The sequence below is a fragment of the Pantoea sp. B550 genome (assembly GCF_024158165.1).
GTDB classification, from domain to species: Bacteria; Pseudomonadota; Gammaproteobacteria; order Enterobacterales; family Enterobacteriaceae; genus Pantoea; species Pantoea alfalfae.
On the sequence record NZ_JAMYXI010000003.1, the window covers coordinates 2,800,793 to 2,824,162 of the forward strand.

The 23,370-nt window shown below is 58.7% G+C and carries 27 protein-coding genes and 1 tRNA gene; 18 read left to right on the forward strand and 10 right to left on the reverse strand.

Annotated elements, in window-relative coordinates; genetic code table 11:
- Window positions 1-39: 39 nt before the first annotated feature.
- Window positions 40-795: a hydroxyacylglutathione hydrolase gene (gloB, locus tag NIM72_RS15955; RefSeq protein ID WP_161734558.1), complete on the reverse strand. Its 756-nt coding sequence runs from the start codon at window positions 793-795 to the stop codon at window positions 40-42.
- 42 nt (window positions 796-837) lie between these two features.
- On the opposite strand from gloB, the gene NIM72_RS15960 reads away from it, so the two are divergent.
- Entirely contained in the window at window positions 838-1,575 is a 738-nt protein-coding gene (locus NIM72_RS15960; RefSeq protein WP_150012952.1) for a class I SAM-dependent methyltransferase, read from the forward strand.
- On the opposite strand, the gene rnhA is transcribed toward NIM72_RS15960, so the two are convergent.
- Complete coding sequence (gene rnhA / locus NIM72_RS15965) at window positions 1,557-2,123, reverse strand: ribonuclease HI (RefSeq protein WP_161734560.1); 567 nt, start codon at window positions 2,121-2,123, stop codon at window positions 1,557-1,559. The two genes, NIM72_RS15960 and rnhA, sit on opposite strands and share 19 nt — an antisense overlap.
- Here rnhA and dnaQ point away from each other — a divergent pair.
- Both dnaQ and NIM72_RS15975 read left to right on the forward strand, forming a co-directional pair.
- A complete protein-coding gene (gene dnaQ, locus NIM72_RS15970) occupies window positions 2,077-2,808 on the forward strand; it encodes a DNA polymerase III subunit epsilon (RefSeq protein ID WP_013356870.1) in 732 nt (243 codons plus the stop codon). The two genes, rnhA and dnaQ, sit on opposite strands and share 47 nt — an antisense overlap.
- A gap of 134 nt (window positions 2,809-2,942) precedes the next feature.
- Window positions 2,943-3,019: transfer RNA gene (locus tag NIM72_RS15975), tRNA-Asp, on the forward strand.
- 49 nt (window positions 3,020-3,068) lie between these two features.
- On the opposite strand, the gene NIM72_RS15980 is transcribed toward NIM72_RS15975, so the two are convergent.
- Entirely contained in the window at window positions 3,069-4,577 is a 1,509-nt protein-coding gene (locus NIM72_RS15980; RefSeq protein WP_253421131.1) for an NCS1 family nucleobase:cation symporter-1, read from the reverse strand.
- A 144-nt stretch (window positions 4,578-4,721) separates the two neighbouring features.
- Between NIM72_RS15980 and NIM72_RS15985 the strand changes: the two genes are divergently transcribed.
- From NIM72_RS15985 to puuE, 3 genes are read left to right on the forward strand one after another with little or no spacing between them, the layout of a single operon-like run.
- The gene (locus NIM72_RS15985; protein ID WP_253421134.1) at window positions 4,722-5,444 is read left to right on the forward strand and encodes a GntR family transcriptional regulator; all 723 of its coding nucleotides are present in this window, start codon (window positions 4,722-4,724) and stop codon (window positions 5,442-5,444) included.
- Entirely contained in the window at window positions 5,441-6,172 is a 732-nt protein-coding gene (gene hpxA / locus NIM72_RS15990) for an allantoin racemase (RefSeq protein ID WP_161734546.1), read from the forward strand. The genes NIM72_RS15985 and hpxA overlap by 4 nt, the downstream gene beginning before the upstream one ends.
- 34 nt (window positions 6,173-6,206) lie before the next feature.
- A complete protein-coding gene (gene puuE / locus NIM72_RS15995; protein ID WP_161734544.1) occupies window positions 6,207-7,160 on the forward strand; it encodes an allantoinase PuuE in 954 nt (317 codons plus the stop codon).
- A 49-nt stretch (window positions 7,161-7,209) separates the two neighbouring features.
- Here puuE and hpxZ read toward each other — a convergent pair whose 3' ends face one another.
- From hpxZ to NIM72_RS16015, 4 genes are read right to left on the reverse strand one after another with little or no spacing between them, the layout of a single operon-like run.
- Window positions 7,210-7,590 (reverse strand): oxalurate catabolism protein HpxZ, encoded by a 381-nt coding sequence (hpxZ, locus tag NIM72_RS16000; protein WP_161734541.1) that lies wholly within the window; start codon window positions 7,588-7,590, stop codon window positions 7,210-7,212.
- The gene (locus NIM72_RS16005; protein WP_253421136.1) at window positions 7,590-8,987 is read right to left on the reverse strand and encodes an AtzE family amidohydrolase; all 1,398 of its coding nucleotides are present in this window, start codon (window positions 8,985-8,987) and stop codon (window positions 7,590-7,592) included. The genes hpxZ and NIM72_RS16005 overlap by 1 nt, the downstream gene beginning before the upstream one ends.
- Window positions 8,984-9,166: an oxalurate catabolism protein HpxX gene (hpxX, locus tag NIM72_RS16010; RefSeq protein WP_161734537.1), complete on the reverse strand. Its 183-nt coding sequence runs from the start codon at window positions 9,164-9,166 to the stop codon at window positions 8,984-8,986. Before hpxX ends, NIM72_RS16005 begins: the two co-directional genes overlap by 4 nt.
- Before the next feature lie 12 nt (window positions 9,167-9,178).
- Entirely contained in the window at window positions 9,179-10,765 is a 1,587-nt protein-coding gene (locus NIM72_RS16015) for a gamma-glutamyltransferase family protein (RefSeq protein ID WP_161734535.1), read from the reverse strand.
- 138 nt (window positions 10,766-10,903) lie between these two features.
- On the opposite strand from NIM72_RS16015, the gene hpxU reads away from it, so the two are divergent.
- The 9 genes from hpxU (at window position 10,904) to uraH (ending at window position 18,102) form a co-directional block, all read left to right on the forward strand.
- Window positions 10,904-11,743 carry a MurR/RpiR family transcriptional regulator HpxU gene (gene hpxU, locus NIM72_RS16020; RefSeq protein WP_222924491.1) on the forward strand — a complete coding sequence of 280 codons (840 nt, stop codon included), beginning with the start codon at window positions 10,904-10,906 and terminating at the stop codon, window positions 11,741-11,743.
- Window positions 11,744-11,934: 191 nt separating this feature from the next.
- On the forward strand, window positions 11,935-12,720 hold the full coding sequence (locus tag NIM72_RS16025; protein WP_161734531.1) for a transporter substrate-binding domain-containing protein: 786 nt from the start codon (window positions 11,935-11,937) through the stop codon (window positions 12,718-12,720).
- 10 nt (window positions 12,721-12,730) lie between these two features.
- Window positions 12,731-13,399: an amino acid ABC transporter permease gene (locus tag NIM72_RS16030; RefSeq protein ID WP_161734529.1), complete on the forward strand. Its 669-nt coding sequence runs from the start codon at window positions 12,731-12,733 to the stop codon at window positions 13,397-13,399.
- Window positions 13,399-14,055, forward strand: a complete 657-nt coding sequence (locus tag NIM72_RS16035; RefSeq protein ID WP_161734556.1) for an amino acid ABC transporter permease — start codon at window positions 13,399-13,401, stop codon at window positions 14,053-14,055. Before NIM72_RS16030 ends, NIM72_RS16035 begins: the two co-directional genes overlap by 1 nt.
- A complete protein-coding gene (locus NIM72_RS16040) occupies window positions 14,036-14,767 on the forward strand; it encodes an amino acid ABC transporter ATP-binding protein (RefSeq protein WP_061061686.1) in 732 nt (243 codons plus the stop codon). Before NIM72_RS16035 ends, NIM72_RS16040 begins: the two co-directional genes overlap by 20 nt.
- Before the next feature lie 20 nt (window positions 14,768-14,787).
- The gene (locus tag NIM72_RS16045; protein WP_253421138.1) at window positions 14,788-16,023 is read left to right on the forward strand and encodes an alanine--glyoxylate aminotransferase family protein; all 1,236 of its coding nucleotides are present in this window, start codon (window positions 14,788-14,790) and stop codon (window positions 16,021-16,023) included.
- Window positions 16,020-17,273, forward strand: coding sequence for an allantoate amidohydrolase (gene hpxK / locus NIM72_RS16050; RefSeq protein WP_161734525.1), 1,254 nt, complete (start codon window positions 16,020-16,022; stop codon window positions 17,271-17,273). Before NIM72_RS16045 ends, hpxK begins: the two co-directional genes overlap by 4 nt.
- A gap of 2 nt (window positions 17,274-17,275) precedes the next feature.
- The gene (gene uraD / locus NIM72_RS16055; RefSeq protein ID WP_161734523.1) at window positions 17,276-17,770 is read left to right on the forward strand and encodes a 2-oxo-4-hydroxy-4-carboxy-5-ureidoimidazoline decarboxylase; all 495 of its coding nucleotides are present in this window, start codon (window positions 17,276-17,278) and stop codon (window positions 17,768-17,770) included.
- On the forward strand, window positions 17,767-18,102 hold the full coding sequence (uraH, locus tag NIM72_RS16060) for a hydroxyisourate hydrolase (protein WP_161734521.1): 336 nt from the start codon (window positions 17,767-17,769) through the stop codon (window positions 18,100-18,102). The genes uraD and uraH overlap by 4 nt, the downstream gene beginning before the upstream one ends.
- A gap of 23 nt (window positions 18,103-18,125) precedes the next feature.
- Here the strand turns inward: uraH and NIM72_RS16065 are convergent, their stop codons facing one another.
- Entirely contained in the window at window positions 18,126-18,893 is a 768-nt protein-coding gene (locus NIM72_RS16065; protein WP_161734519.1) for an amidohydrolase, read from the reverse strand.
- Window positions 18,881-20,041: a pyridoxal phosphate-dependent aminotransferase gene (locus tag NIM72_RS16070; RefSeq protein ID WP_161734517.1), complete on the reverse strand. Its 1,161-nt coding sequence runs from the start codon at window positions 20,039-20,041 to the stop codon at window positions 18,881-18,883. The genes NIM72_RS16065 and NIM72_RS16070 overlap by 13 nt, the downstream gene beginning before the upstream one ends.
- Window positions 20,042-20,382: 341 nt before the next feature.
- Between NIM72_RS16070 and NIM72_RS16075 the strand changes: the two genes are divergently transcribed.
- The 3 genes from NIM72_RS16075 to NIM72_RS16085 are packed head-to-tail and all read left to right on the forward strand — an operon-like array spanning window position 20,383 to window position 22,221.
- Window positions 20,383-20,997, forward strand: a complete 615-nt coding sequence (locus NIM72_RS16075; RefSeq protein WP_161734515.1) for a methylthioribulose 1-phosphate dehydratase — start codon at window positions 20,383-20,385, stop codon at window positions 20,995-20,997.
- The gene (mtnC, locus tag NIM72_RS16080; RefSeq protein WP_253421141.1) at window positions 20,994-21,677 is read left to right on the forward strand and encodes an acireductone synthase; all 684 of its coding nucleotides are present in this window, start codon (window positions 20,994-20,996) and stop codon (window positions 21,675-21,677) included. The genes NIM72_RS16075 and mtnC overlap by 4 nt, the downstream gene beginning before the upstream one ends.
- A gap of 1 nt (window position 21,678) precedes the next feature.
- Window positions 21,679-22,221 (forward strand): acireductone dioxygenase, encoded by a 543-nt coding sequence (locus tag NIM72_RS16085; RefSeq protein ID WP_253421144.1) that lies wholly within the window; start codon window positions 21,679-21,681, stop codon window positions 22,219-22,221.
- Between the two features lie 56 nt (window positions 22,222-22,277).
- Here the strand turns inward: NIM72_RS16085 and mtnA are convergent, their stop codons facing one another.
- The gene (gene mtnA, locus NIM72_RS16090) at window positions 22,278-23,300 is read right to left on the reverse strand and encodes an S-methyl-5-thioribose-1-phosphate isomerase (protein WP_253421146.1); all 1,023 of its coding nucleotides are present in this window, start codon (window positions 23,298-23,300) and stop codon (window positions 22,278-22,280) included.
- Between the last annotated feature and the right edge of the window lie 70 nt (window positions 23,301-23,370).

A 23,370-nucleotide genomic window follows, 5' to 3' on the forward strand; every position in this document is an offset into this window, starting at 1 on the left:
AACTATACGTGACGACTTTTCACAACACAACCCGAAAAATCAAAAAGCGTCTTTCTTCTCGCGTAGAACGGCAAATGTCCGCCATACTGGTTCATCAGTAATGTTAACGTTTAATGCCCTTTGTAAATCAATATCTTGCGTACGAAGAAATAAATTTATTGACCGTTCGTGCGCCAGTTTTGTTGGCAAAGTAATGCCATTTTCGGCGCGTAAGTCCTTAATTTTCTGGTATTCGGCCGTTATTTGCGGGTCATGGGGCAGAATAGCCGCAGCAAACTTCAGATTGGATAAAGTATATTCATGCGCACAGCAGACTAAAGTCTCACCTGGTAGCTGGTTAAGCTTTTGAAAGGAATCATACATCTGCTCTGGAGTGCCTTCAAAAAGGCGTCCGCACCCGCCTGAAAAGAGAGTGTCGCCACAGAAAAGATAAGGCGAGCTGTAATATGAGATATGTCCTAAAGTGTGACCAGGAGTATGGATCACTCTGAAGGTCAGGCCCAGTACGGTGACTTTATCGCCTTCGCTGACTATCGTCCTGGCCCCTTTCGCTTCGGTTTCCCGAGGGCCGTAGACCTCAAGGTCAGGGAAGTGCTCACATAATGTTTTCACGCCGCCCGTATGGTCGTTATGGTGGTGAGTCAACAGAATGGCGACTGGCTGCCAGCCGTTTGACGCCATTTTTTCTAACACTGGCTGAGCTTCGCCGGGATCAACGATCAGGCATTTACCCTCATCATCATTCAGCGTCCAGATGTAGTTGTCCTGCAACGCAGGAATACTGGTAAGATTCATCATCACCTCTCGCAGGTCGTAGGAAAAGGAAGAGCGTAAAGCATGAAGCCCGCTAAATCACGCCAGGTTCTGAACGCACCGCTGTCCTGGCGTAACATGCCGTGGGGAGATTACTTCCGCGACGCGCTAACGCAGCAGCTTCAGCCTTATCTCGGAAAGCTTTATGGCTTTCATATGCTTAAGCTTGGCAACCTCAGCGCAGAAATCAACACCGAAAACTGTGCTATTTCACATCAGGTCAATGTGGGCAGCGAAGGCGAGCTATTACAGGTGCGGGCTGACCCGATGCAATTGCCGTTTGAGTCGAAATCGATTGATGCCTGTCTGCTTGCCCATACGCTTGCCTGGAGTCAGGATCCTCACCGGGTGTTACGCGAAGTAGACAGGGTATTAATCGACGATGGCTGGATGATCATCAGCGGCTTCAATCCTTTCAGCCTGCTCGGCGTCAGTAAAATGGTACCGGGATTAACTCGTAAAGCCCCCTGGAGCGGGCGGATGTTCAGCCAGATGCGATTGCTCGACTGGCTGGGACTACTGAATTATGAGGTGGTCTACCGCACCCGATTTCAGGTGCTGCCATGGCATCAGCAGGGCGGGAAACTGATCAGCGCCCACTTACCGGCGCTGGGGTGTCTGAATATTGTGGTGGCGCGCAAGCGAACCTTCCCGCTGCTGCCGACCCGGGCAAAGAAGAGCCTGAGTACCAGCAAGATTCGTCAGACGGTCAATGCCACACGTCAGTTCCGGAAAGCAGAGGATCAGGACTCGGCTTTATAGCCGATATCCTCAAAAGCAGGATTTTCCGCCGCGCTGCGGGCCAGCACATCGCAGCGCTCGTTTTCCGGGTGTCCGGCATGGCCTTTAACCCACTCCCACTGAATCTTATGGGTACTGAGGGCTAAGTCGAGACGCTGCCAGAGATCGACATTCTTCACCGGCTTTTTATCGGCGGTTTTCCAGCCACGCTTTTTCCAGTTATGGATCCAGCTGGTGATCCCCTGACGCACATACTGACTGTCGGTGCTGAGCACCACATCGCACGGCTGGGTCAGCGCCTCGAGCGAGACAATCGCCGCCATCAGCTCCATCCGGTTGTTAGTGGTAAGGCGATAGCCCGCGCTGAAGGTTTTCTCATGCTGACCGTAACGTAAAATCGCCCCGTAACCGCCGGGACCGGGATTTCCAAGACAGGATCCATCGGTGAATATCTCTACCTGTTTGCGCATCTCTGGTAGACTTCCTCTTAAAAAACGCCAAGTCTGACATAAAACGGGTCTTATGAGCACTGCAAATAACCGCCAGATCGTTCTCGATACTGAAACCACCGGCATGAACATGATCGGGGTACATTATGAGGGGCACCGCATCATTGAGATTGGTGCGGTAGAGGTGATTAACCGTCGCCTGACCGGTAACAATTTCCATATGTATCTCAAGCCCGATCGGCTGGTCGATCCCGAAGCTTTTGGCGTCCACGGCATTGCCGATGAGTTTCTGGCCGACAAGCCCGCCTTCAGCGAAATCGCCGATGAGTTTCTCGACTACATTCGCGGTGCCGAATTAGTCATCCATAACGCGCCGTTTGATATCGGCTTTATGGATTACGAATTTTCAAAGCTGAATCGCGGCATTGAGAAAACCGAAACCTTCTGCAAAATTACCGACAGCCTGGCACTGGCGCGTCGAATGTTTCCCGGCAAGCGTAACAGCCTTGATGCGCTCTGCTCACGTTACGAAATAGACAACACCAAACGAACCCTGCACGGCGCACTGCTCGATGCCGAGATTCTGGCAGAAGTGTTCCTGACCATGACCGGCGGGCAGACCTCTCTCTCCTTTTTATCGGAGAGTGAAAGCGCCCGACAGGCTCAGGGAGAGAGCATCCAGCGCATCGTGCGTCCCGCTTCTGCACTGCGTGTGGTCACGGCCAGCGAAGAAGAGGTGGTTGCTCATGAATCCCGTCTGGATCTGGTGATGAAAAAAGGCGGCAGCTGTTTGTGGCGCGGCTGAATTGCGTGATTTTGTTGAGAAAATCAGCGGCAAGCTGAAAAAAACAGCAAACGATTTGTTCGGTCGGAAAAAGCATTGACGCCGTAACAGGCTGCCATTACTATGCGCCTCGTTCCCGACGGGGAACAAAGCGCGGAGCGGTAGTTCAGTTGGTTAGAATACCTGCCTGTCACGCAGGGGGTCGCGGGTTCGAGCCCCGTCCGTTCCGCCAATCTCTTTAAAAAAGCCGATTCAGAAATGAATCGGCTTTTTGCTGTCTGCTATTCAGCCGCGGCTTGCTTCTTCTGCGCCATTCCCTCGCTATGCCAGCGGGTCACATCCTCCGCCTCGCGATCTTCACGGGCGATAAAGCGATAGCAGCCTGCCGCCAGACCGGCACCAATAAACCAGCTGAAGTTCGCTACCTGATGCAGGGAAGGGATAAAGCTAATCACCAGGCAAATTGCCACCGACGGCAGCAGCGCGCCAATCGCTTTAGGGTTAAAGCCACCGCGATACCAGTAACGGCCTGCAGGTGTGTCGTTAAACAGATCGTCGACCGAAATACGTCCACGTTTAATCAGATAGAAATCGGTCAGCAGAATCCCGAACAGCGGCCCGATAAACGATCCCAGCACATCCAGCGTGTAGTGAATCAGCTCAGGCGACTGGAACAGGTTCCATGGTGTTAACAGCACCGAGCCAACGGCAGCGATCATGCCACCAGTACGAAAGCTGATTTTCTGCGGTGAACAGTTGGAGAAGTCAAAAGCGGGTGAAACGAAATTCGCCACGATATTGATGCCGATGGTGGCAGTAATCATGGTCAGCAGACCGATCGCAACGGCCAGATCGTTGCCAACCATGCTCACGGTTTCGATGGGATCGGTAATCATTTTGCCAAACAGCGACTGCGTGCCTGACACAATCACCACCGTCACCACAGAGAACAGCAGGAAGTTAAACGGCAGGCCCCAGCGGTTGCCGCGGCGAATCTCTGACATGTTCTTGCCGTAGCGTGAAAAGTCACCGAAGTTCAGCAGCGGCCCGGAGAAGTAGGAGACCACCAACGCCGTGGCCGTAATCATCTGCCACGTTTGCTCGCCCGCGGTCAGCGATTTGCTTGCCAGGGTAAAGGAGATCCCGTCAAAGCCGGTCTTGTATACAATCCAGCCCGCCAGCGCGACCATCACCACATAAACCGCTGGTCCAGCGACATCGATAAACCGTTTAATGGCGTTCATGCCGTGCCAGAACACCATCGCCTGCAGTAACCACATCACCCCGAAACAGCACCAGCCCAGCAGCGACAGGCCCAGCCAGTGCGGCACGGTCATCGACGTCAGAGAAGGCACGAACTTCAGCAGCACCAGCATCAGGGCGTTCGCCGCCAGATAAGTCTGGATGCCATACCAGGCGAAGGCGATTAGCCCGCGAATGACTGCTGGAATATTGGCACCAAACACGCCAAACGCCTGACGGCAAATCACCGCATAAGGCACGCCCGCCATCTGGCTCGGTTTCGCCACCAGATTCGCACAGATCTGCACGATGCAGATCCCGGCGAGCAGGCAAAGCAACACCTGCCAGCTGGCTAGTCCCAGCGTGAAGAAACTGGCGGCCACCACATAGCCGCCCATACTGTGCACATCGGACATCCAGAAAGAGAAAATGTTGTACCACGACCAGTTCTGATCGCGTGTCGGTGCCAGGTCGTCGTTACAGAGCCGTGGGCTGTAACGGGCACTGGCTTCAGAGGCCGTGCTGGCCACCGTTGATTGATTTGGCATGAAACCTGCTCCTGTACCTGAAAGTGGAATGAATAATCTGGTAGGACGGTATTGCAGGATTCAGGCCAGATCTCTTTTCTTGTATACAATATTTAATTTTCACGTATACGATATGTAGCACACAGCGAGTGACCGGAGCAGGTAATGACGAGTAAAACAGGCCAGCGAGACGCCACCAGGCTGCAGGATAAGGATGAAGGGATCTATCAGGCGTTAATGAACGCCATTGTTGAACATCAGCTACCGCCGGGCAGCAAATTGCCGGAAGAGGCCCTTTCCGGGGTCTTTGGTGTAAGCCGCACCGGCATCCGTAAAGTGCTGCAACGCCTCGCGGCGGTGCAGATGGTGACGCTGACGCCCAAACGTGGTGCGCAGGTGGCGACACCCGGTGTTGAAGAGGCGCGGGACATCTTCTCAACCCGCAGTTTAATGGAATGTGCTAATCTGCCCGCGGTACTGGCGCATCTGCAGCCTGCCCATCTGGTGGCACTGGAGCAGCTCATCGAGCAGGAGAACCAGGCGCTTACCGATCAGAATGGTCCGGCAGCGATCCGGCTCTCTGCGGCATTTCATATCCAGCTGCAGGCGATCTCCGGCAATCAGGTGCTTACCGGCATGGTGACCAGCCTGACTCAGCGCTCCTCGCTGGTGATCGCCGCCTATGGCGCGCCCTGGCAGCGCGGCTGCCGCTGTGACGATCACGACAATCTGCTGAAGTTACTGCGCGCGCGCGCGCAGAAACCGCTGACGCAGGCGCTACAACATCACTTTGAGCATATCGTCTCCAGCCTGCACTTTGAGCGCAGCGGGGAAACCCTGCCCGATTTCTCCCGACTGTTTGCCGCAAACTCTGGAGCTGCCTCATGAGTCTGATTCAGGTGATTAACCCCAACACCAGCCTGGCGATGACCGAAACCATCGGCCAGGCCGCCCGTGCCGTCGCCGCGCCGGGTACCGAAATTCTGGCGGTTTCGCCGTCGCAGGGTGTGCCCTCCATTGAAGGCCACTTCGATGAGGCGATCGCCGCCATCGGTGTGCTGGAGCAGATCCGGCTCGGCAGGGAACAGGGCGTCAGCGGTCACGTCATCGCCTGCTTTGGCGATCCGGGTCTACTGGCAGCACGTGAGCTGGCCAGCGGACCGGTGATTGGTATTGCGGAAGCGGCGATGCACACCGCCACGCTGCTGGCGACGCGTTTCTCTATTGTCACCACGCTGCCGCGCACCCTGGTGATTGCGCGTCATCTGCTGCAGCAGTATGGCTTTACCCATCACTGTGCCGCGCTGCATGCCATCGATCTGCCAGTACTGGCACTGGAGGATGGCAGCGGCCTGGCGCAGGAAAAAGTGCGGCAGCGCTGCATTCAGGCGAAGCGGGAAGATGGCAGCGGGGCGATTGTGCTGGGCTGTGGCGGAATGGCGACGCTGGCTGCTTCGCTGACCCAGGAACTGGGCCTGCCAGTGATCGATGGTGTCAGTGCAGCAGTAAAAATGGTCGAATCGCTGGTGGCGCTTGGCTTTGGCACCAGCAAACATGGCGATCTGGCCTGGCCTTTGCAGAAACCTCTCTCAGGTGCGTTTCAGCATCTAAACTAACGGAACTTTCCCGAATCCCGAAAGGAAGCCAGTGATGACTGACGCTGCAGAGAAGAAAGAGTACAGCTTTAACAAAAACTATCCGCGCGATTTAATCGGTTATGGCGCTAATCCGCCACACGCCGCCTGGCCCAACAACAGCCGTGTGGCGGTGCAGTTTGTTCTGAACTACGAAGAAGGCGCTGAAAACAGCGTGCTGCATGGCGATGCCGGCTCGGAGCAGTTTCTCTCCGATATCATCGGTGCAGCGAGCTATACCGATCGGCACATGTCGATGGAGTCGCTGTATGAGTACGGCTCCCGCGCCGGATTCTGGCGCATCCACAATGAATTTCAGAAACGCGGTCTGCCATTAACCGTGTTTGGCGTGGCGATGGCGCTGGCACGTCATCCGGAAGTCGTTGAGGCGATTAAACAGGCGGATTACGATGTGGTCAGCCACGGCTGGCGCTGGATCCACTATCAGGGTATGGATGCAAAAACTGAACGTCAGCATATGCAGCAGGCGGTCGATGTGCTGGTGGATCTGTTTGGTAAAGCGCCGACCGGCTGGTACACCGGCCGCGACAGCCCGAACACCCGTCGGCTGGTAGTGGAGCAGGGCGGTTTCAGCTACGACAGCGACTACTACGGCGACGATCTGCCGTTCTGGACCCAGGTCACCTGTCAGGATGGCACGGTGAAACCGCACCTGATTATCCCGTATACCCTGGAGTGCAACGACATGCGCTTTGCCTCGCCGCAGGGGTTTAACACCGCCGAACAGTTCTTTACCTATCTGCGTGATACGTTCGATGTGCTGTATGAAGAGGGTGAAACCGCGCCGAAGATGATGTCGATCGGCATGCATTGTCGCCTGCTGGGCCGTCCTGGCAAATTCCGCGCGCTGCAGAACTTCCTTGATCACATCCAGCAGCATGACGATGTCTGGATCTGTACCCGCCAGCAGATCGCCGACCACTGGATCACCACGCACCCGGCACCGTAAGCCGGTTCCGGCGCTTGCCCCTGTTGAGCGGGCGAAGCGCCGGACAGTGTCAGCTCATAAGACTGACCTGCGCCGCCACGATGCACCAGCCGTGGGGCATTCGCACCCAGGTCTGCTGCTGACGGCCAATTTTATCGCTACCGGTGCGGGTAAATTCAGTGCTGCAGACCGCATAATTCTCACCAAAAGTGGTAATCACGGTGTTGCGCAGCGTCCGGTTCAGCCCGGCTGACGGACGCGCGGCACGGAAGGCCCGAATCTCATCAATGCCATACAGGTTCTCACCCGCGCCAAGGCGCACGGTTCGCGGGTCGTGCCAGAACAGGGCATCCAGTTCGGCCACATCATTGCTGACCAGCGCCTGCTCGTAGCGATAAAACTGCGCTGTCACCTCGGTGAGCACCTGCGGTAAATTAATCTCTCTGTTCATCAGGCTCCTGCCATATTGATTTGCGGCATCGTGATGCCGCGTTGTTCCAGTGTCCAGGCGGCACGTAACACCGCCTCTTCGTTAAACGGACGGGCGATAAGCTGTAATCCAATCGGCAGACCACTTCGGGTCGCCAGCGGCACGGTACAGACCGGTAATCCCAGGAAGGAGATCGGCTGCGTCAGCATCCCCATGCTCGCCTTAGCGGGCAGCGATTCACCCTGAATCGTCAGGGTCTGCTGACCGATAGTGATCGCGCTGCAGGGCGTCGCCGGCGCGATCAGCACATCGAAGCGATCAAACAGCGGTAACACCTGCTGCTGGAAATGACGACGGAAGCGCTGCGCCTGCACGTACCAGGCACCTGGCATCATGGCACCCGCCAGCAGACGCTCACGGGAGTTTGGTTCAAACTGCTCCGGTATCTGACGCAGGGCAGGGAGATAGTGATTGCCACCTTCTGCGGCGGTCATGATAAACGCCGCCGAGCGGGCCACCTCTGCGTCCGGCATCAGCACCTCTTCCTGGGCTTCAAGCGCTGCCGCAACCACCGCGACGGCAGCGCGGGCATCCTCATCGCACCAGCGGGCAAAAAAGCCACCCAGCACGCCGCAGCGTAATCCTTCGCTGCCCAGTGACAGCCCCGGCAGCGTCGCGGCCACCGGACGATCGGCCTGAAACGTATCGGTGTGGTCTGCGCCCTGTAACAGATCATATACCAGCGCCAGGTCTTCAACCCGCCGCGCCAGCGGCCCGATGTGATCGAGGCTGGCAACAAACGGATGACTGCCGCTGCGAGATAACCGGCCAAAGGTCGGCTTAAGACCAAAAATACCGCACAGCGACGCGGGCACCCGAATCGAACCGTTGGTGTCGGTGCCGAGCGAAAAGTGGACCAGCCCGGCGGCTACCGCGGCGGCCGAACCGCCTGACGAACCGCCCGCCACGCGGCTGAGATCGCGCGGATTGTGGGTCGCACCATAATGGCTGTTTTCGGTGGTAAAACCATACGCGTAGGCATCCATGTTCAGCATGCCCGACAGCAGCGCGCCAGCATGCCGCAGTTTTCCGACGGCAAACGCATCGGCCTGTGCCGCAGGGCGATCGCGGAACAGGCTGGCACCGGCCAGCGTGCTGTGACCCGCCACATCAAACAGGTTTTTCACCGCATACGGGATGCCCGCCAGCGGGGGCAGCTTTTCGCCACGCTGCCGCTGCGCATCAATGGCGCTGGCCTCTTTTAACATGCGCGGCCCGGTGACCTCCGTCCAGGCATTCAGCGCCGGATTATGCTGCTCAACTGCCTGCAGCGTGCGCTTTGCCACTTCCAGTGCGCTGATCTCACCCTGCTGGATAGCCTGTTGCAGCGTCTGAATTGAAACGTCACCTAATCTCATGCCTGGTATACTCCTGCCACTTCCAGTCGTTCATCCAGCGGAAACGCCATCAGCGGCGCAGCCATCACCGCGATACGCGACAGCTGGATCAGCAGTTCAGCGCGACGCGCGTCATCCAGTTCCAGTTGCAGGATCTGCTCCATATGGCCGATGTAGCTGGCCCACTCGTGTTGATTCATGATTCGCTCCTGTTAAAAACCGGCGGCGCTGCCGTTACTGCGCGGATCGCTTGCGCCCTCGAACATGCCGTTGCTGTGGCGCACAATCGCGCCCGCATGGCCCACGGATTCGCTGAAATCCGGCAGCATTTCCACCTCATGGCCCCACAGACGCAGCATCAATACCGTTTCATCGTCAAAGCGGCCTTCCAGTTTCAGCGAGTCTGACGATTGCCCCCAGGTACGGCCCAGCAGCCAGCGCGGCGCACTGACCGCCTGTTGCAGCGGCAGGCCCTGAATCACATGGCGGGTGAAAATCGCCGCCTGGGTCTGCGGCTGTCCATCGCCGCCCATCGCGCCATACACCATTGTCCGGCCATCTTTCAGCCGTGCGGCGGCGGGATTCAGGGTATGAAACGGCTGCTTGCCGGGCGCAAGGGCCAGCAGATGCTCAGGGTCGAGGCTGAACGCCGCGCCCCGGTTCTGCCAGGTAACGCCCGTGCCGGGCAGCACCACACCACTGCCAAACTCGTGATAGATGCTCTGAATAAAAGAGACAGCCAGACCGCTGCTGTCCATTACGCCCATCCAGACCGTATCGCCCGGTCCGCGTCCGCTGCCCCAGGCGGCGGCCTCGCCATCGGCGATCTGGCTGGCGAGCGTGGCGAGGTGATCGCTTTCCAGCAGCGCCTGCAAATCTTCGGTGACGTGACGCGGATCGGTGATGTGTTTGTCGCGCAGGGCAAAGGCTTTTTTGGTGGCTTCAACGATGCGGTGCACCGTCTGTGCGTCGTCAGCCTCGGCCATCTCCAGGCGATCGGTGATGCCGAGGATCGCCAGCGACACGACGCCCTGGGTCGGCGGAGCGATATTCCAGATGTCGCCTTCGCTGTGGGCGAGATGCAGCGGAGTCGTGCGACGGGCGCGATGCTGCTGCAGATCGGACAGCGTCACCGGCATGCCCAGCGTCGCCATCTCGTCGGCCATATGGTGAGCCAGCGGACCGCGATAAAAGCTGTCGAGTCCCTCTTCGGTGAGCTGGCTCAGGGTATTCGCCAGCGCGGGCTGGGTAAAACGGCTGCCCGGCTGCGGCACATCGCCGTCGGGCATAAAATGGGCACTAAAGCCGGGCTGATGCTGCAACTCACTGCGGAAGTTCGTGGTCGCGGCGGTCTGTGAGGCGCTCACCGGAATGCCGTCGGCGGCGTAGCGAATCGCATCCCGCAGCAGACGGGCCAGCGGCAGTGGCGGGGTGCCCATCTCCGCAGAGAGCGTCAGGGCCTCCTGCCAGCCGCTGACCGTACCGGCCACCGTCAGCGCCGCTTTCGGCCCACGATGGGGGATCTTCGGGTGATCGGCGTAAAAATCGCGGTGAGCCAGCGAACCGGCGGCACCGCTGGCGTCGATAGCGACAGGGCCGCCGCCGGGCGGCAGAATCAGCCAGAAGCCATCGCCGCCCAGTCCGTTCATGTGCGGATAGACCACAGCGATAGTCGCGGCAGCGGCTACCATCGCTTCAATGGCATTACCGCCATCACGCAGCACCGCGAGCGCACTTTCACTCGCCAGATGGTGTGGCGTTACCGCCATCCCCTGCGGGGCCATATTGCTTTGAATCATCTTTTTCTCGTTCTTTGGGTGACAGAACCCATAACAAAGCAAGAGCTGTTCCAGTTTTCATGCTCCGCTGACGATGCACCGGTTAACCTGGCGTAAATTGTGCTAGCTTCTGCTGAAACAAAAGTTACAGGACGCCTTATGAAACAGCTTGATGAACGACTCAGAAGTCACTATGCCCAGCTCTCTCCGCAGGAGCAGCGTATTGCCGACTTCGTGTTTGACCACTTCGATGATCTGATTAGCTACAACAGCGCCGAGCTGGCGCGGCTCAGTGGCGTGTCGAAAGCCACAGTCAGTCGACTGTTTAAGCGTCTGGGCTATGAGAAGTACAAGGATATGCGTGATGAGCTTCGCATCCTGCGCCAGAGCGGCATGCCGCTGACCGATAACCGGGATGCGGTGCAGGGCAATACGCTGCTGGCACGTCATTACAAGCAGGAGATGGCTAATCTGACGCAGTGGGTAAACAGCCTGGATGCCCGGCACTTTAACGAGGTGATTCAGCAGCTGGCGCAGGCTAAACGTCTCTTTATCATCGGCATGCGCAACGCCTATCCGGTAGCGCTGCATCTGCGACAGCAGCTGGTACAGGCGCGTTCGCAGGTGCATATTCTGCCGCAGCCGGGCCAGACGCTGGCTGAGGAGCTGGTGGATATCACGCCGGACGATATGGTCATTGTGATGGCGTTTCGTCGTCGTCCGCGCATCATTCGCCCACTGATGCAGCAGCTGCAGACGGCTGGCATCCCGCTGCTGGCGCTGTGTGAGCCACAGGCGCAGACGGTAATTGCGCTGGCACGCTGGCAGCTCTGTACGCCGCTCGACAGCGTTTCCGCCTTCGACAGTTACAGTGCCGCCATGAGCCTGGTTAACCTGATCGCCAATGCGCTGCTGCATGAAATGCTGGCACAGGGACGCCAGCGGATTCATCAGATCGCCGACCTTTACCAGCAGTTTGACGAGCTGGAGCACCGTTAACAGGCACCGTTTTGGTGCTTTGCCCCATTTCAGAACACCTCTTCCGCGGCGTGATTGCCCCGATTACGCCCTATTTCCGTAGAACTCTCTGTCGCTTAACCCTTTTTCTGTTGCCGCCCGGGTTGGCACATTAGTTGCAGATTGCTTGTCAAAGAATCTTTTGTTTCACGTTAATCTCACCGGGGTGCATAATGAAAAAAGTTTTGATGGCGGTTGCGACAGCGGCATTACTGATGGCACAAACGGGCAGTGCGCTGGCCGATCAATTGCAGGATATCCAGAAGCGCGGCGTCATCCGCGTCGCCGTGCCGCAGGATTTCCCGCCGTTTGGCTCGGTCGGCACTGACCTGCAGCCGCAGGGATATGACATCGACACGGCGAAATATCTGGCAAAGCAGATGAAACTTAAGTTGCAGCTGGTGCCGGTCAGCAGTGCCAACCGCGTGCCTTATCTGCAAACCGACAAGGTCGATCTGGTTATCTCCAGCATGGGTAAAAACCCCGAGCGTGAAAAGGTGATCGACTTTACCCGCGCCTATGCGCCGTTCTTTCTGGGCGTCTTCGGTCCGAAAGGCGATGAAATTAAAGCGGCGTCGGCTCTGAGCGGCAAGTCGATTGGCGTCACGCGCGGTGCGGTAGAGGACATGGTGCTCAGCGAAGTGGCCCCGAAAGATGCGCAGGTGAAACGCTATGAAGACAACAACACCACCTTGTCTGCGTATCTCTCCGGTCAGGTGCAGTATGTTGCGACCGGCAACCTGGTCGTCGCCGCCATTGCGCGCCAGAATCCGGCCAAAGCGCCCGTCGCGCAGTTTATGCTGAAAGATTCACCCTGCTTTATCGGCCTGAAGAAAGATGAGCCTGCGCTGAAAGCGAAAGTGAATGAACTGATTGAGCAGGGCATTAAAGATGGCACGCTGAATAAACTCTCTGAAGAATGGCTGAAAGCACCGCTGCCTGCGAACCTCGGCGCCTGAGGACGGATTCATGATCGGGCAACTTAACTTTCCCGCCCTGTGGCCCTACTGGCCGGAGCTGCTCTCCGGTCTGTGGGTCACCATCCAGCTGACGGTGCTGGCGACCACCGGTGGCGTGGCGCTGGGCATTGCGGGCGCCGCGCTGCGCAGCGGCAAACCGAGCTGGATGAGCCGTCTGTGGGGCATCTATGTCGAGCTGATCCGCAATACGCCGTTTGTGGTGCAACTGTTCTTTATTGTTTTTGGTCTGCCTGCGCTGGGGCTGAAACTCACTGCGGGTGAGGCGGCGCTGCTGGCGATGCTGATCAATCTTGGCGCCTACAGCACCGAGATCATCCGCGCCGGGATCCAGGTGACGCCCAAAGGGCAGTGGGAAGCGGGACGGGTGCTGGGATTAACCCGCAGCCAGACCTTTCTGCGGGTCGTGCTGCCGCCTGCGCTGCAGCGCATTTATCCGGCGCTGGTGAGTCAGTGCATCATCGTCATGCTGGGCTCGTCGGTGGTGTCGCAGGTCTCCTATGAGGAGCTGACCTTCGCAGCCAACCTGATTCAGTCGCGCACCTTCTTAAGTTTTGAGGTCTATCTGGTGACCACGCTGATCTACCTGGCGTTGTCGATTGCGATGCGCCATCTGCTGCTGGCGATTGGCCGTAAATGGTTTGGAGTGCAGGCATCATGATGACGACCTTTACCGACTGGGACATCCTGCGCAATCTGCTGCTGGCGGCGCGCTGGACTCTGTTGCTGTCGCTGGTGGCCTTTGTCGGCGGCACGCTGGTGACGCTGCCGCTGCTGTTTCTGCGACTGCTGCAGCGTAAGTGGCTGACACGCGCGGTACGCGGTTACACCGCGCTGTTTCAGGGCACGCCGCTATTGATGCAGTTGTTCCTGGCGTTTTTTGGCGTCGGCCTGTTTGGTATTGATGTCGCGCCCTGGACCGCCGCCTCGCTGGCGCTGACCTTTTACACCAGCGCCTTTCTGGTCGACATCTGGTACGGCAGCATCCGCGCCCTGCCGAAAGGGCAGTGGGAAGCGTCGCGCTGCCTCGGCCTGACCTTCGGTCAGACGCTATGGCGGGTGGTGGCACCGCAGGCGATCCGCATCGGTATCGCCCCGACCGTAGGATTCGCGGTCCAGGTGATTAAGGGCACCGCGCTGGCATCAATTATCGGCTTCATCGAGCTGACTAAAGCCGGCACCATTCTGAACAACGTGACCTATCAGCCTTTTAAAGTCTTTGGGCTGGTGGCGCTGGGCTACTTCCTGATGTGTTATCCGCTGTCTCGCTACAGCCAGTATCTGGAGAAAAAATTCAATGCCGCTCATCACCATTAATCAGGTGCAAAAATATTACGGCGACAACCATGTGTTGAAAGGCGTGGATCTGGATATCGACATGGGCGAAGTGATCTCGATCATCGGTCGCAGCGGATCGGGTAAAAGCACGCTGCTGCGCTGCATGAACGGTCTGGAAGGCTATCAGGAGGGCAGCATCAAGCTCGGCGGGATGACGATCACCGACCGCGATTCGCAGGCGCGTGAAATCAGCCGCTCGGTCGGGATGGTGTTTCAGAGCTTCAACCTGTTCCCGCACATGACGGCGCTGGAGAACGTCATGCTGGCGCCACGCCGTGTGCTGAAGAAAAGCGAGGCCGAGTGCCGGGCGCTGGCTGCGCAGATGCTGGAGAAGGTCGGGCTGGGCGAACGCCTTAACTACTATCCTGCCAGCCTCTCCGGCGGTCAGCAGCAGCGCGTGGCGATTGCCCGTGCGCTGGCGATGACGCCGAAAGTTTTACTCTGTGATGAGATCACCTCCGCGCTCGATCCCGAACTGGTGGGCGAAGTGCTCAAAGTTCTTGAGCAGCTGGCGGCAGAGGGAATGACGCTGATCCTCGTCACTCATGAAATGAACTTCGCCCGCGACGTGGGCGATCGTGTGGTCTTTATGCATCAGGGGCGCGTCTGGGAGCAGGGCGACAGTAAAACGCTGTTCGCCCAGCCGCAGACGCCGGAACTTAAGCAGTTTATCTCTTCGGTTCGCCTCTGATTCTGAAAAAGGAAAGGAAGATGGATATCAATCACTACCCGCAACTCAATCCGCCACAGCGTCTGCTGATGGGACCTGGGCCGATCAACGCGGATCCCCGCGTGCTGCGCGCCATGTCGAGTCAGCTGCTGGGGCAGTACGATCCCGCGATGACCCACTACATGAATGAAGTGATGGCGCTCTATCGCGGCGTGTTTCGCACAGAGAACCGCTGGACGCTGCTGATTGACGGCACCTCCCGCGCCGGTATCGAAGCCATTCTGCTGTCATCGATCCGGCCTGGCGACAAAGTGCTGGTGCCGGTGTTTGGCCGCTTCGGTCATCTGCTGTGCGAAATTGCCCGCCGCTGTCGTGCGGAAGTCCACACCATTGAAGTGCCGTGGGGTGAAGTCTTTACCCCGGACCAGATCGAAGATGCGATTAAAAAAGTGCGACCGCGCCTGCTGCTGACCGTGCAGGGTGACACCTCGACCACCATGCTGCAGCCGCTGGCGCAGTTAGGCGCAATCTGCAAACAGTATGGCGTGCTGTTCTACACCGATGCTACCGCGTCGCTGGCGGGTAACGCGCTGGAAACGGACGCCTGGGGACTGGATGCCGTCTCGGCGGGGATGCAGAAATGCCTGGGCGGCCCATCGGGTACCTCGCCGATCACCCTGAGCGCAGAGATGGAAGCCGTGATCCGCAAACGCAAATGCGTAGAGCAGGGGATCCGTACCGAAGCGCATCAGGATGGCGAAGAGGAGATGATCTACTCCAACTATTTTGATCTCGGCATGATCATGGATTACTGGGGCCCGGAGCGGCTCAACCATCATACCGAAGCCACCAGTGCGCTGTTTGGCGCGCGCGAGTGCGCCCGTCTGATCCTGCAGGAGGGTCTGGATAACGGCATCGCCCGTCACAAACTGCACGGTGAAGCGATGCTGAAAGGCATTCAGGGGATGGGGCTGGAGACCTTCGGCGACCTGAAAAACAAAATGAACAACGTGCTGGGCGTGATGATCCCGTCTGGCGTGAATGGCGATCAGGTGCGCAAACTGATGCTGGAAGATTTCGGCATTGAGATTGGCACCTCGTTTGGCCCGCTGCATGGCAAGGTGTGGCGCATCGGCACCATGGGCTACAACGCGCGCAAAGACTGCGTGATGCAGACGCTGTCCGCGCTGGAAACGGTGCTGACCTATGTCGGCTATCGCACGCCACAGGGTGCCGCCGCGCAGGCCGCCTGGGATCACTACGGGAGCCACGCATGATGATGAGCGCCAGCGAAGCCCAGGCCGCTGCACAGCGCGTTATGGCGCGCTGCGATGCGCTGGCGGCGATCAGCGAAACGGCTGAGGGGCTGACCCGCGTCTACCTCTCCCCAGAACATTTGCGCGCCAACGCCTGCGTCGGTGAGTGGATGCAGGCGGCGGGGATGCAGGTGTGGCAGGATGCGGTCGGCAATATCTGCGGGCGCTACGAGGCGGCAGAAGCGGGTGCGCCTGCGCTGCTGCTTGGCTCGCATCTCGACACGGTGCGCAACGCCGGTCGCTACGACGGGATGCTGGGCGTACTCAGTGCCATTGAAACCGTGCAGTGGCTTAACGAACATCAGTGCCGCCTGCCGCTGGCGATTGAGGTGATTGGTTTCGGCGACGAAGAGGGCACCCGTTTTGGCATTACGCTGCTCGGCAGTCGTGGCATTACTGGCAGCTGGCCGCAAAGCTGGGTGACCCATCCTGACGGCAACGGCATCACCGTAGCGCAGGCGATGGCCGATGTCGGGCTCGATAGCGACAGAATCGCCTCTGCGGCACGGCGGGTTGAGGATATCGTCGGGTATCTTGAGCTGCACATCGAGCAGGGCCCCTGCCTGGAGCAGGAGGATCTGGCGCTGGGCGTGGTTACGGCGATCAACGGTGCGCGCCGGCTCAACTGCCGTTTTACCGGAGAAGCGGGCCATGCGGGCACCGTGCCGATGACCCATCGCAAAGATGCGCTGGCCGCCGCTGCCGAGTGGATGGTGTTTATCGAGCAGACGACGCGTGAGCAGGACCCGCAGCTGGTCGCCACCGTCGGCACGATTAACTGCGCGCCGGGGGCGGTCAATGTCATTCCGGGTGAGATATCACTGTCGCTGGACGTGCGTGGTCCGCTGGATAATCCGCTGGAGACGCTACTCTCCAGCCTGTTAACCCAGGCCGAGGCGATTGCGCTTCGCCGTGGACTTCGCTTCGAGTCGAACGAATATTATCGCATCGGTGCCACCGCCTGTGACTCTGCGCTGCAACAGGCGCTGAGCCATGCGGTTGAAACGGTGCAGGGTCGCAGCCTGTCGCTGCCGAGCGGCGCCGGGCACGACGCTATCGCCATCGCTGAACGCTGGCCGGTCGGCATGTTATTTGTGCGTAACCATCGCGGCATCAGCCATCATCCGGCGGAGTCGGTGGCGGTGGAAGATGTGGCACCTGCGCTGCAGGCTTATTTACAGGCGGTCTCGCTGATTGCCGGACGGAGCTGAACATGGAATTAGCCGCATTTAATCAGCTTTCCGCTGACGAAGCGCAGGCGGCCATCCGGCACTGTGTGGCGCTCCCGCACTGGCAACAGGCGCTGGTGGCGGCCCGGCCTTTTGCCACCACCGATGCATTACTGGCAACTGCCGATGCGCTGGCGCGTCAGTGGCAGCAGCCTGAACTGGAGGCCGCACTGTCGGCACATCCGCGCATCGGTGAACGCGCAAACGGTGCAGATAAAGAAGCCGCGTTGTCGCGCGGCGAGCAGTCTGCAATGCAGCAGGCCGATCACGCTCTGCAACAGGCGATGCAGCAGGGCAATCAGGCATATGAAGCGCGTTTTGGCCGGGTGTTCCTGATACGCGCCAGAGGGCGCAGCGGCGAGCAGATGCTGGCAGAGTTGCAGCGCCGGTTGCAGAATAGTGAGGTTACCGAGCAGCAGGAGGCGCTGGACCAGCTGCGTGAAATTACTCTGTTACGCCTTAAGGAGACGATGCAATGAGTACCGTAACGACCCATATTCTTGACACGGCGCTGGGCAAACCGGCCAGCGGCGTGGCGATTTCACTGGAGCAGAACAGCCCGGAAGGGTGGTTTCCGATTTCTCAGGGTGAAACGGACAGCGACGGACGTCTGAAAGATCTGACGCCTGAGCCGCTTACGCCGGGTCATTACCGTTTAACGGCGGAAATTGGCGACTATTTTGCCGTCGCCGGTCGGGATGCGCTCTACGTCAGCGCGCAGATCGATTTTGTCATTGCCGAGGCGGGCAGCCACTTTCACCTGCCGTTTCTGATTTCGCCCTGGTCGTGGTCAACTTATCGCGGCAGTTAAAGGCTGATGGCCGCGCCTGCGATTTACAGCGAAAAACGATCCGCATCCTGCCAGGCCGGAAAACGCTCGCGGTAAGCATTAAGTGCGTCCAGCGACAGCTCAGCATCCAGTCGGGCGCGCTGATGCGGCTCGGCTGCGCTAAGGATCTCGCCCTGCGGCGAAATAATCTGGCTGTCGCCACTATAGTGATGCTGATTGCCGTCACTGCCGACGCGGTTACAGCCTGCCACATACGCCTGATTTTCAATCGCCCGCGCTAACAGCAGCGCCTGCCAGTGCAGCGCGCGTGGCGCAGGCCAGTTGGCGACATAGAGCGCCAGATCGTAATCGTTGCGGTTGCGCGAGAAGACCGGGAAGCGCAGGTCGTAACAGATTTGCGGCAGGATGCGCCAGCCGCGCCACTCAAAGACCTGACGCTGCTCACCAGGCAGATAGTGATGATGCTCGTCCGCCATGCGGAACAGGTGACGCTTGTCATACTGATGCAGCGTGCCGTCCGGCTCGACCAGCAGGAAACGATTTACCGCGCCGTTTTCGGTCTGGATTGCCGCGCTGCCGCCGATCAGCGCATCGGTGCGACGGGCATGCTGATGCAGCCATTCAACCACCTGCGCCTCTGGCAGGGAGCTCTTTGCCGCCTCCATCGCAAAGCCGGTAGTAAACATCTCTGGCAGCAGAATCAGATCGCGTCCGGTGAATCCGGCCAGCTGCGCGTCAAAATGGCGCAGGTTGGCCTCGCCATCCATCCAGCTCAGCGTCTCCTGCAAAACGGTAATTTTTAAAGCTGACATAAGCGCTCCGCGGCGGCATCTAATGTCGCCGGCTGTTTGGCAAAACAGAGGCGGATCAGTTTATAGGGGAAAGCATCGGCGCAGAACACCGACAGGGGAATCGCGGCGACGCCCACTTCGCGCGTCAGCCACTGGCAGAAACTGACATCATCCAGATCGGAGATGGCGCTGTAATCGACCAGCAAAAAGTAGGTGCCTTCGCAGGGCAGCACCTTAAAGCGGCTGTTGCTCAGTGCCGTCGCCAGTCGATCGCGGCGATCGCGATAGAACGCCGGCAGCTCAAGATAGTGTTCCGGATGCTCACGCAGCATATCGGCGATCGCCAGCTGCGCCGGGGTATTCACCGAGAAGGTCAGGTACTGATGCACCTTGCGCAGTTCGGCGCTGATTGCCGCAGGGGCAATGCAGTAACCCACTTTCCAGCCGGTCATGTGGAACGTCTTACCAAACGACGATACCGCAATGGCGCGCTGCCGCAGTTCAGGATGGGCCAGCACGCTGGCGTGGCCCGTCTCATCGAAGCAGATGTGCTCATACACTTCGTCGCTCAGCACATAGATTGGGTGCTGAGCAATTGCCTGCCACAGCGCGGCGAAATCCTGCTGCTGCCAGACGGTGGCCGAAGGATTGTGCGGCGTATTCAGGATCACCAGCCGGGTTTTGTCACTCAGTAGCGCAGCAAACGCCTGCCAGTCCACCCGAAAAGCGGGCGGTTGCAGCGTAATGCGTTTCATCACGCCGCCCGACAGCTCCACCGCAGGGGCATAGCTGTCGTAGCTGGGATCAAAGCAGATCACCTCATCGCCTGGCCGCACCAGCGCGGTAATCGTCGCATAAAGCGCTTCTGTTGCGCCCGCCGTCACCGTGATTTCCGCCTCAACATCCGGACGATAGTCATAAAGTCGCGCGGTTTTCTCTGCAATCGCCTCACGCAACGGCAGCGCACCGGTCATCGGCGCATACTGATTCGCGCCCTGGCTGACGTGATACGCCAGTCGCTGCTGCAGATAGTCCGGGCCGCTGAAATCGGGAAAGCCCTGTGAGAGATTGATGGCGTTGTGCTGCTGCGCCAGCGCACTCATCTGGCTGAAAATCGTGGTGCCGAGCAGAGGGAGTTTACTCTCGGGGATCAGGTTGTGCTGCGTCATGGTGTCAGGCCTTAAGCGCGAAGATTGATGCGGTGTCACCCGGTGTTTGTGCCACTATAAACAGGATGGTAGTATTTGGCAATCAAGACGCTTAGACGGCTAAATGCGTCATGCTCCACACCTCAGCTTCGTTAGCTTCGTTTGCTTACCCCGGTCACTGACAAGTGTCAGCTCACGGGGATGCGCGCACTTGCTGCCTCGCTGAGATGCGGATCATTTCGCATTTACATGCGCCATGTTACACACGGTCCATTTAGCATTTACATGCGTCATGAGCTGCGCGTCGGCGGCGTTGGCTACCCGTACTTATCCGGAATTATATTTCACCGCAAGGAACCTTTATGTCGCAGAGTCTTCCGTTAGATCAACTGGTCGCCGCCTGTCACTGGATTGGGGCGAAAGGCTGGGCACCGGCCACCGGCGGGAATATGTCCGTGCGCCGTGATGAACATGTCTGCCTGCTGAGTGAATCGGGCAAAGATAAAGGCACGCTGACGCGGGATGACTTTATCGAGGTCGATATCGCCACCAGCCAGTCGCTCTCTGGCCGTAAGCCGTCGGCAGAAACCGGGCTGCACACGATGATCTATCGCCTCTTTCCGGAGGCGGGCGCGGTGCTGCACACCCACACGGTCAATTCGACCGTACTGTCGCGGGTAGAGCAGGGTGCGGCGCTGCTGCTGCATGGCTATGAGATGCAAAAATCGTTAAGCGGCCAGCACACCCACCTGGATACCCTGGCGATTCCCGTTTTTGACAACAGCCAGGACATTACGGCGCTGGCGTCAGAAATTGAAGATTACGCTGCCCGCTTTCCGCTGCGTTATGGCTTTCTGCTGCGCGGCCACGGCTTAACCTGCTGGGGCCAGGATGTCAGCGAAGCCCGCCGTCATCTGGAAGGTCTGGAATTTTTATTCGAATGTGAACGTCAACGTCGCCTGCTGGAGAAAGCATGATTCGCGCCATTGTTACTGATATCGAAGGCACCACCAGCGATATCCGCTTTGTACATAACATCCTGTTTCCCTATGCCCGCCAGCACCTGCCGGACTTCGTGCGTAACAATGCGCACCAGCCCGAGGTGGCAGCGGCGCTGCAGTCGGTGCGTGAAGAGGCCGATCAGCCGCAGGCTGATCTGAACGGGGTGACGGACATTCTGCTGAGCTTTATGGACCAGGATCGCAAATCCACCGGCCTGAAAGCGCTGCAGGGGATGATCTGGCGTGACGGCTACGTGAACGGCAGTTTTACCGGTCATCTCTATCCCGATGTCCTGCCTGCGCTGCGCCACTGGAAGGCGCAGGGCATTGAACTTTATGTATATTCCTCCGGCTCGGTTGCGGCGCAGAAATTGTTATTTGGCTACAGCGACGAAGGTGATATTACTGGCCTGTTCAGCGGCTATTTTGATACGCGCGTGGGTGCCAAACGCGAAGTCGCGGCTTATCGCGCCATCGCCGCTGAAATTGGTCGGCCAGCGGCACAGCTGCTGTTTCTCTCCGATATTCATCAGGAGCTGGATGCCGCCGCAGAGGCGGGCTGGCAGACAATGCAATTACTGCGTGGCGAAGCGGACGACGAGAGCCGCCATCGTCAGGTGACTGATTTTACCCAGATTAACCCGGAGTCGATTTAGGATGAGCGCACTGACTATTTTTACCGACCGCGAAGCCAGCCAGCCGGTGTGGCACAGCACTGACGCGGAAGCGATTCGTGACCGCCTGAATGCTAAAGGTGTCCGTTTTGAGCGCTGGGAAGCCGATCGCGATTTGGGTGAGAACCCGGATGCCGAAACGGTGATCAACGCCTATCAGCATGCGATTGATCGGCTGGTGGCGGAGAAAGGCTATCAGAGCTGGGACGTGATCAGCATGCATGCCGACAATCCGCAGAAAACCGTGCTGCGCGAGAAGTTTCTCAATGAGCATACGCACGGTGAAGATGAGGTGCGTTTCTTTGTCGAGGGGGCCGGGCTGTTCTGCCTGCATCTGGATGGTGAGATCCTGCAGATCCTGTGCGAGAAAAATGATCTGATCTCGGTGCCCGCGGGCACGCCGCACTGGTTTGATATGGGATCGTCACCGCACTTCACGGCTATCCGTATTTTCGATAATCAGGAAGGCTGGGTAGCGAACTTTACCGGCGATAAGATTGCGGATGCCTATCCGCGTCTGGCGTAATCAGCCCGTCGTTTTCGCAAGGCGTTTGCCGCTCACGGTAAACGCCTTGCAGACCGTTACTGCGGCTGGAAGATGCCGTTCTGTACCTGGTCAGGCGTGACCACGCCGGTATCCAGCACCCAGCCGCTGATCAGGGCGGCGGGCGTAACATCAAACGCCGGATTGTAAACCTTTGCCGCTTCCGGTGCCCACTGCACGCTGCCAAAACTGCCGGCTACGCCCGTCACTTCGCTGGCGGCGCGCTGCTCAATGGGAATCGCTGCGCCATCAGGACAGCTGCGATCCAGCGTAGTGTGTGGGGCCGCTACGTAAAACGGAATCTGATGATAATGCGCCAGCACCGCCAGGCTGTAGGTGCCGATTTTATTCGCCACATCGCCGTTGGTGGCAATGCGGTCAGCGCCGACCCACACCGCATCCACTTCTCCACGGGCCATCAGGCTGGCGGCCATGGAATCGGTGATTAGCGTGTAAGGAACCGCCAGTTCGCCCAGCTCCCAGGCGGTTAACCGGCCGCCCTGTAACAGCGGGCGGGTTTCATCCACCCAGACATTCTTAATCAGCCCCTGCTGATGGGCGCGGGCAATCACGCCCAGCGCCGTACCGACGCCAGCGGTGGCCAGCCCGCCGGTATTGCAGTGGGTCAGCAACTGGCTATGGGGTTTCACCAGCGTGCAGCCCGCGTCAGCGATGGCATCACACAGCAGCTTATCCTCCTGCACCAGCCGCCAGGCTTCTTCAGCCAGCGCGGGGGTAAAGTCTGGCTGTGCCAAGGCCACTTTCATCCGATCCAGGTTGTTCATCAGATTGACCGCAGTAGGGCGGGCGGCACGCAGGGTCTCCAGTGCCTGCGCCAGTTCAGCGCGCGTCAGTCCCTGTTCTGCCAGCAGCGCCAGCAGCAGCGAGGCGGAGAGGCCGATCAGCGGCGCACCGCGCACCCGCAGCGCGTGGATATGTTCAATCAGCTGAGGCACGCTGTGCGCGGGCAGCCAGTTCTTCTGCTGCGGCAGCGCCTGCTGATCCAGAATCCAGAGCTGATTGTCACGAATCTGTAAACTGGTGGTTTGAAGTCTCTGCATTGTGGGTGAAATCCATGTTGCGTTAATGATGCGTATTGTGCCAACATGCTGAACGGATGTATAGACGTCT

What these genes read in the sequence shown, in the direction of transcription:
- NIM72_RS16040 (WP_061061686.1), top strand. Translation starts at nt 14,036, where the DNA reads ATGCCGCTCATCACCATTAATCAGGTGCAAAAATATTACGGCGACAAC.
- uraH (WP_161734521.1), top strand. Translation starts at nt 17,767, where the DNA reads ATGAGTACCGTAACGACCCATATTCTTGACACGGCGCTGGGCAAACCG.
- NIM72_RS16035 (WP_161734556.1), top strand. Translation starts at nt 13,399, where the DNA reads ATGACGACCTTTACCGACTGGGACATCCTGCGCAATCTGCTGCTGGCG.
- hpxK (WP_161734525.1), top strand. Translation starts at nt 16,020, where the DNA reads ATGATGATGAGCGCCAGCGAAGCCCAGGCCGCTGCACAGCGCGTTATG.
- hpxA (WP_161734546.1), top strand. Translation starts at nt 5,441, where the DNA reads ATGAGTCTGATTCAGGTGATTAACCCCAACACCAGCCTGGCGATGACC.
- mtnC (WP_253421141.1), top strand. Translation starts at nt 20,994, where the DNA reads ATGATTCGCGCCATTGTTACTGATATCGAAGGCACCACCAGCGATATC.
- NIM72_RS16045 (WP_253421138.1), top strand. Translation starts at nt 14,788, where the DNA reads ATGGATATCAATCACTACCCGCAACTCAATCCGCCACAGCGTCTGCTG.
- uraD (WP_161734523.1), top strand. Translation starts at nt 17,276, where the DNA reads ATGGAATTAGCCGCATTTAATCAGCTTTCCGCTGACGAAGCGCAGGCG.
- NIM72_RS16005 (WP_253421136.1), bottom strand. Translation starts at nt 8,987, where the DNA reads ATGAGATTAGGTGACGTTTCAATTCAGACGCTGCAACAGGCTATCCAG.
- NIM72_RS16075 (WP_161734515.1), top strand. Translation starts at nt 20,383, where the DNA reads ATGTCGCAGAGTCTTCCGTTAGATCAACTGGTCGCCGCCTGTCACTGG.
- NIM72_RS16025 (WP_161734531.1), top strand. Translation starts at nt 11,935, where the DNA reads ATGAAAAAAGTTTTGATGGCGGTTGCGACAGCGGCATTACTGATGGCA.
- hpxZ (WP_161734541.1), bottom strand. Translation starts at nt 7,590, where the DNA reads ATGAACAGAGAGATTAATTTACCGCAGGTGCTCACCGAGGTGACAGCG.
- NIM72_RS15985 (WP_253421134.1), top strand. Translation starts at nt 4,722, where the DNA reads ATGACGAGTAAAACAGGCCAGCGAGACGCCACCAGGCTGCAGGATAAG.
- dnaQ (WP_013356870.1), top strand. Translation starts at nt 2,077, where the DNA reads ATGAGCACTGCAAATAACCGCCAGATCGTTCTCGATACTGAAACCACC.
- gloB (WP_161734558.1), bottom strand. Translation starts at nt 795, where the DNA reads ATGAATCTTACCAGTATTCCTGCGTTGCAGGACAACTACATCTGGACG.
- mtnA (WP_253421146.1), bottom strand. Translation starts at nt 23,300, where the DNA reads ATGCAGAGACTTCAAACCACCAGTTTACAGATTCGTGACAATCAGCTC.
- NIM72_RS16070 (WP_161734517.1), bottom strand. Translation starts at nt 20,041, where the DNA reads ATGACGCAGCACAACCTGATCCCCGAGAGTAAACTCCCTCTGCTCGGC.
- NIM72_RS15980 (WP_253421131.1), bottom strand. Translation starts at nt 4,577, where the DNA reads ATGCCAAATCAATCAACGGTGGCCAGCACGGCCTCTGAAGCCAGTGCC.
- NIM72_RS16030 (WP_161734529.1), top strand. Translation starts at nt 12,731, where the DNA reads ATGATCGGGCAACTTAACTTTCCCGCCCTGTGGCCCTACTGGCCGGAG.
- NIM72_RS16015 (WP_161734535.1), bottom strand. Translation starts at nt 10,765, where the DNA reads ATGATTCAAAGCAATATGGCCCCGCAGGGGATGGCGGTAACGCCACAC.
- NIM72_RS16065 (WP_161734519.1), bottom strand. Translation starts at nt 18,893, where the DNA reads ATGTCAGCTTTAAAAATTACCGTTTTGCAGGAGACGCTGAGCTGGATG.
- hpxU (WP_222924491.1), top strand. Translation starts at nt 10,904, where the DNA reads ATGAAACAGCTTGATGAACGACTCAGAAGTCACTATGCCCAGCTCTCT.
- NIM72_RS16085 (WP_253421144.1), top strand. Translation starts at nt 21,679, where the DNA reads ATGAGCGCACTGACTATTTTTACCGACCGCGAAGCCAGCCAGCCGGTG.
- hpxX (WP_161734537.1), bottom strand. Translation starts at nt 9,166, where the DNA reads ATGAATCAACACGAGTGGGCCAGCTACATCGGCCATATGGAGCAGATC.
- puuE (WP_161734544.1), top strand. Translation starts at nt 6,207, where the DNA reads ATGACTGACGCTGCAGAGAAGAAAGAGTACAGCTTTAACAAAAACTAT.
- NIM72_RS15960 (WP_150012952.1), top strand. Translation starts at nt 838, where the DNA reads ATGAAGCCCGCTAAATCACGCCAGGTTCTGAACGCACCGCTGTCCTGG.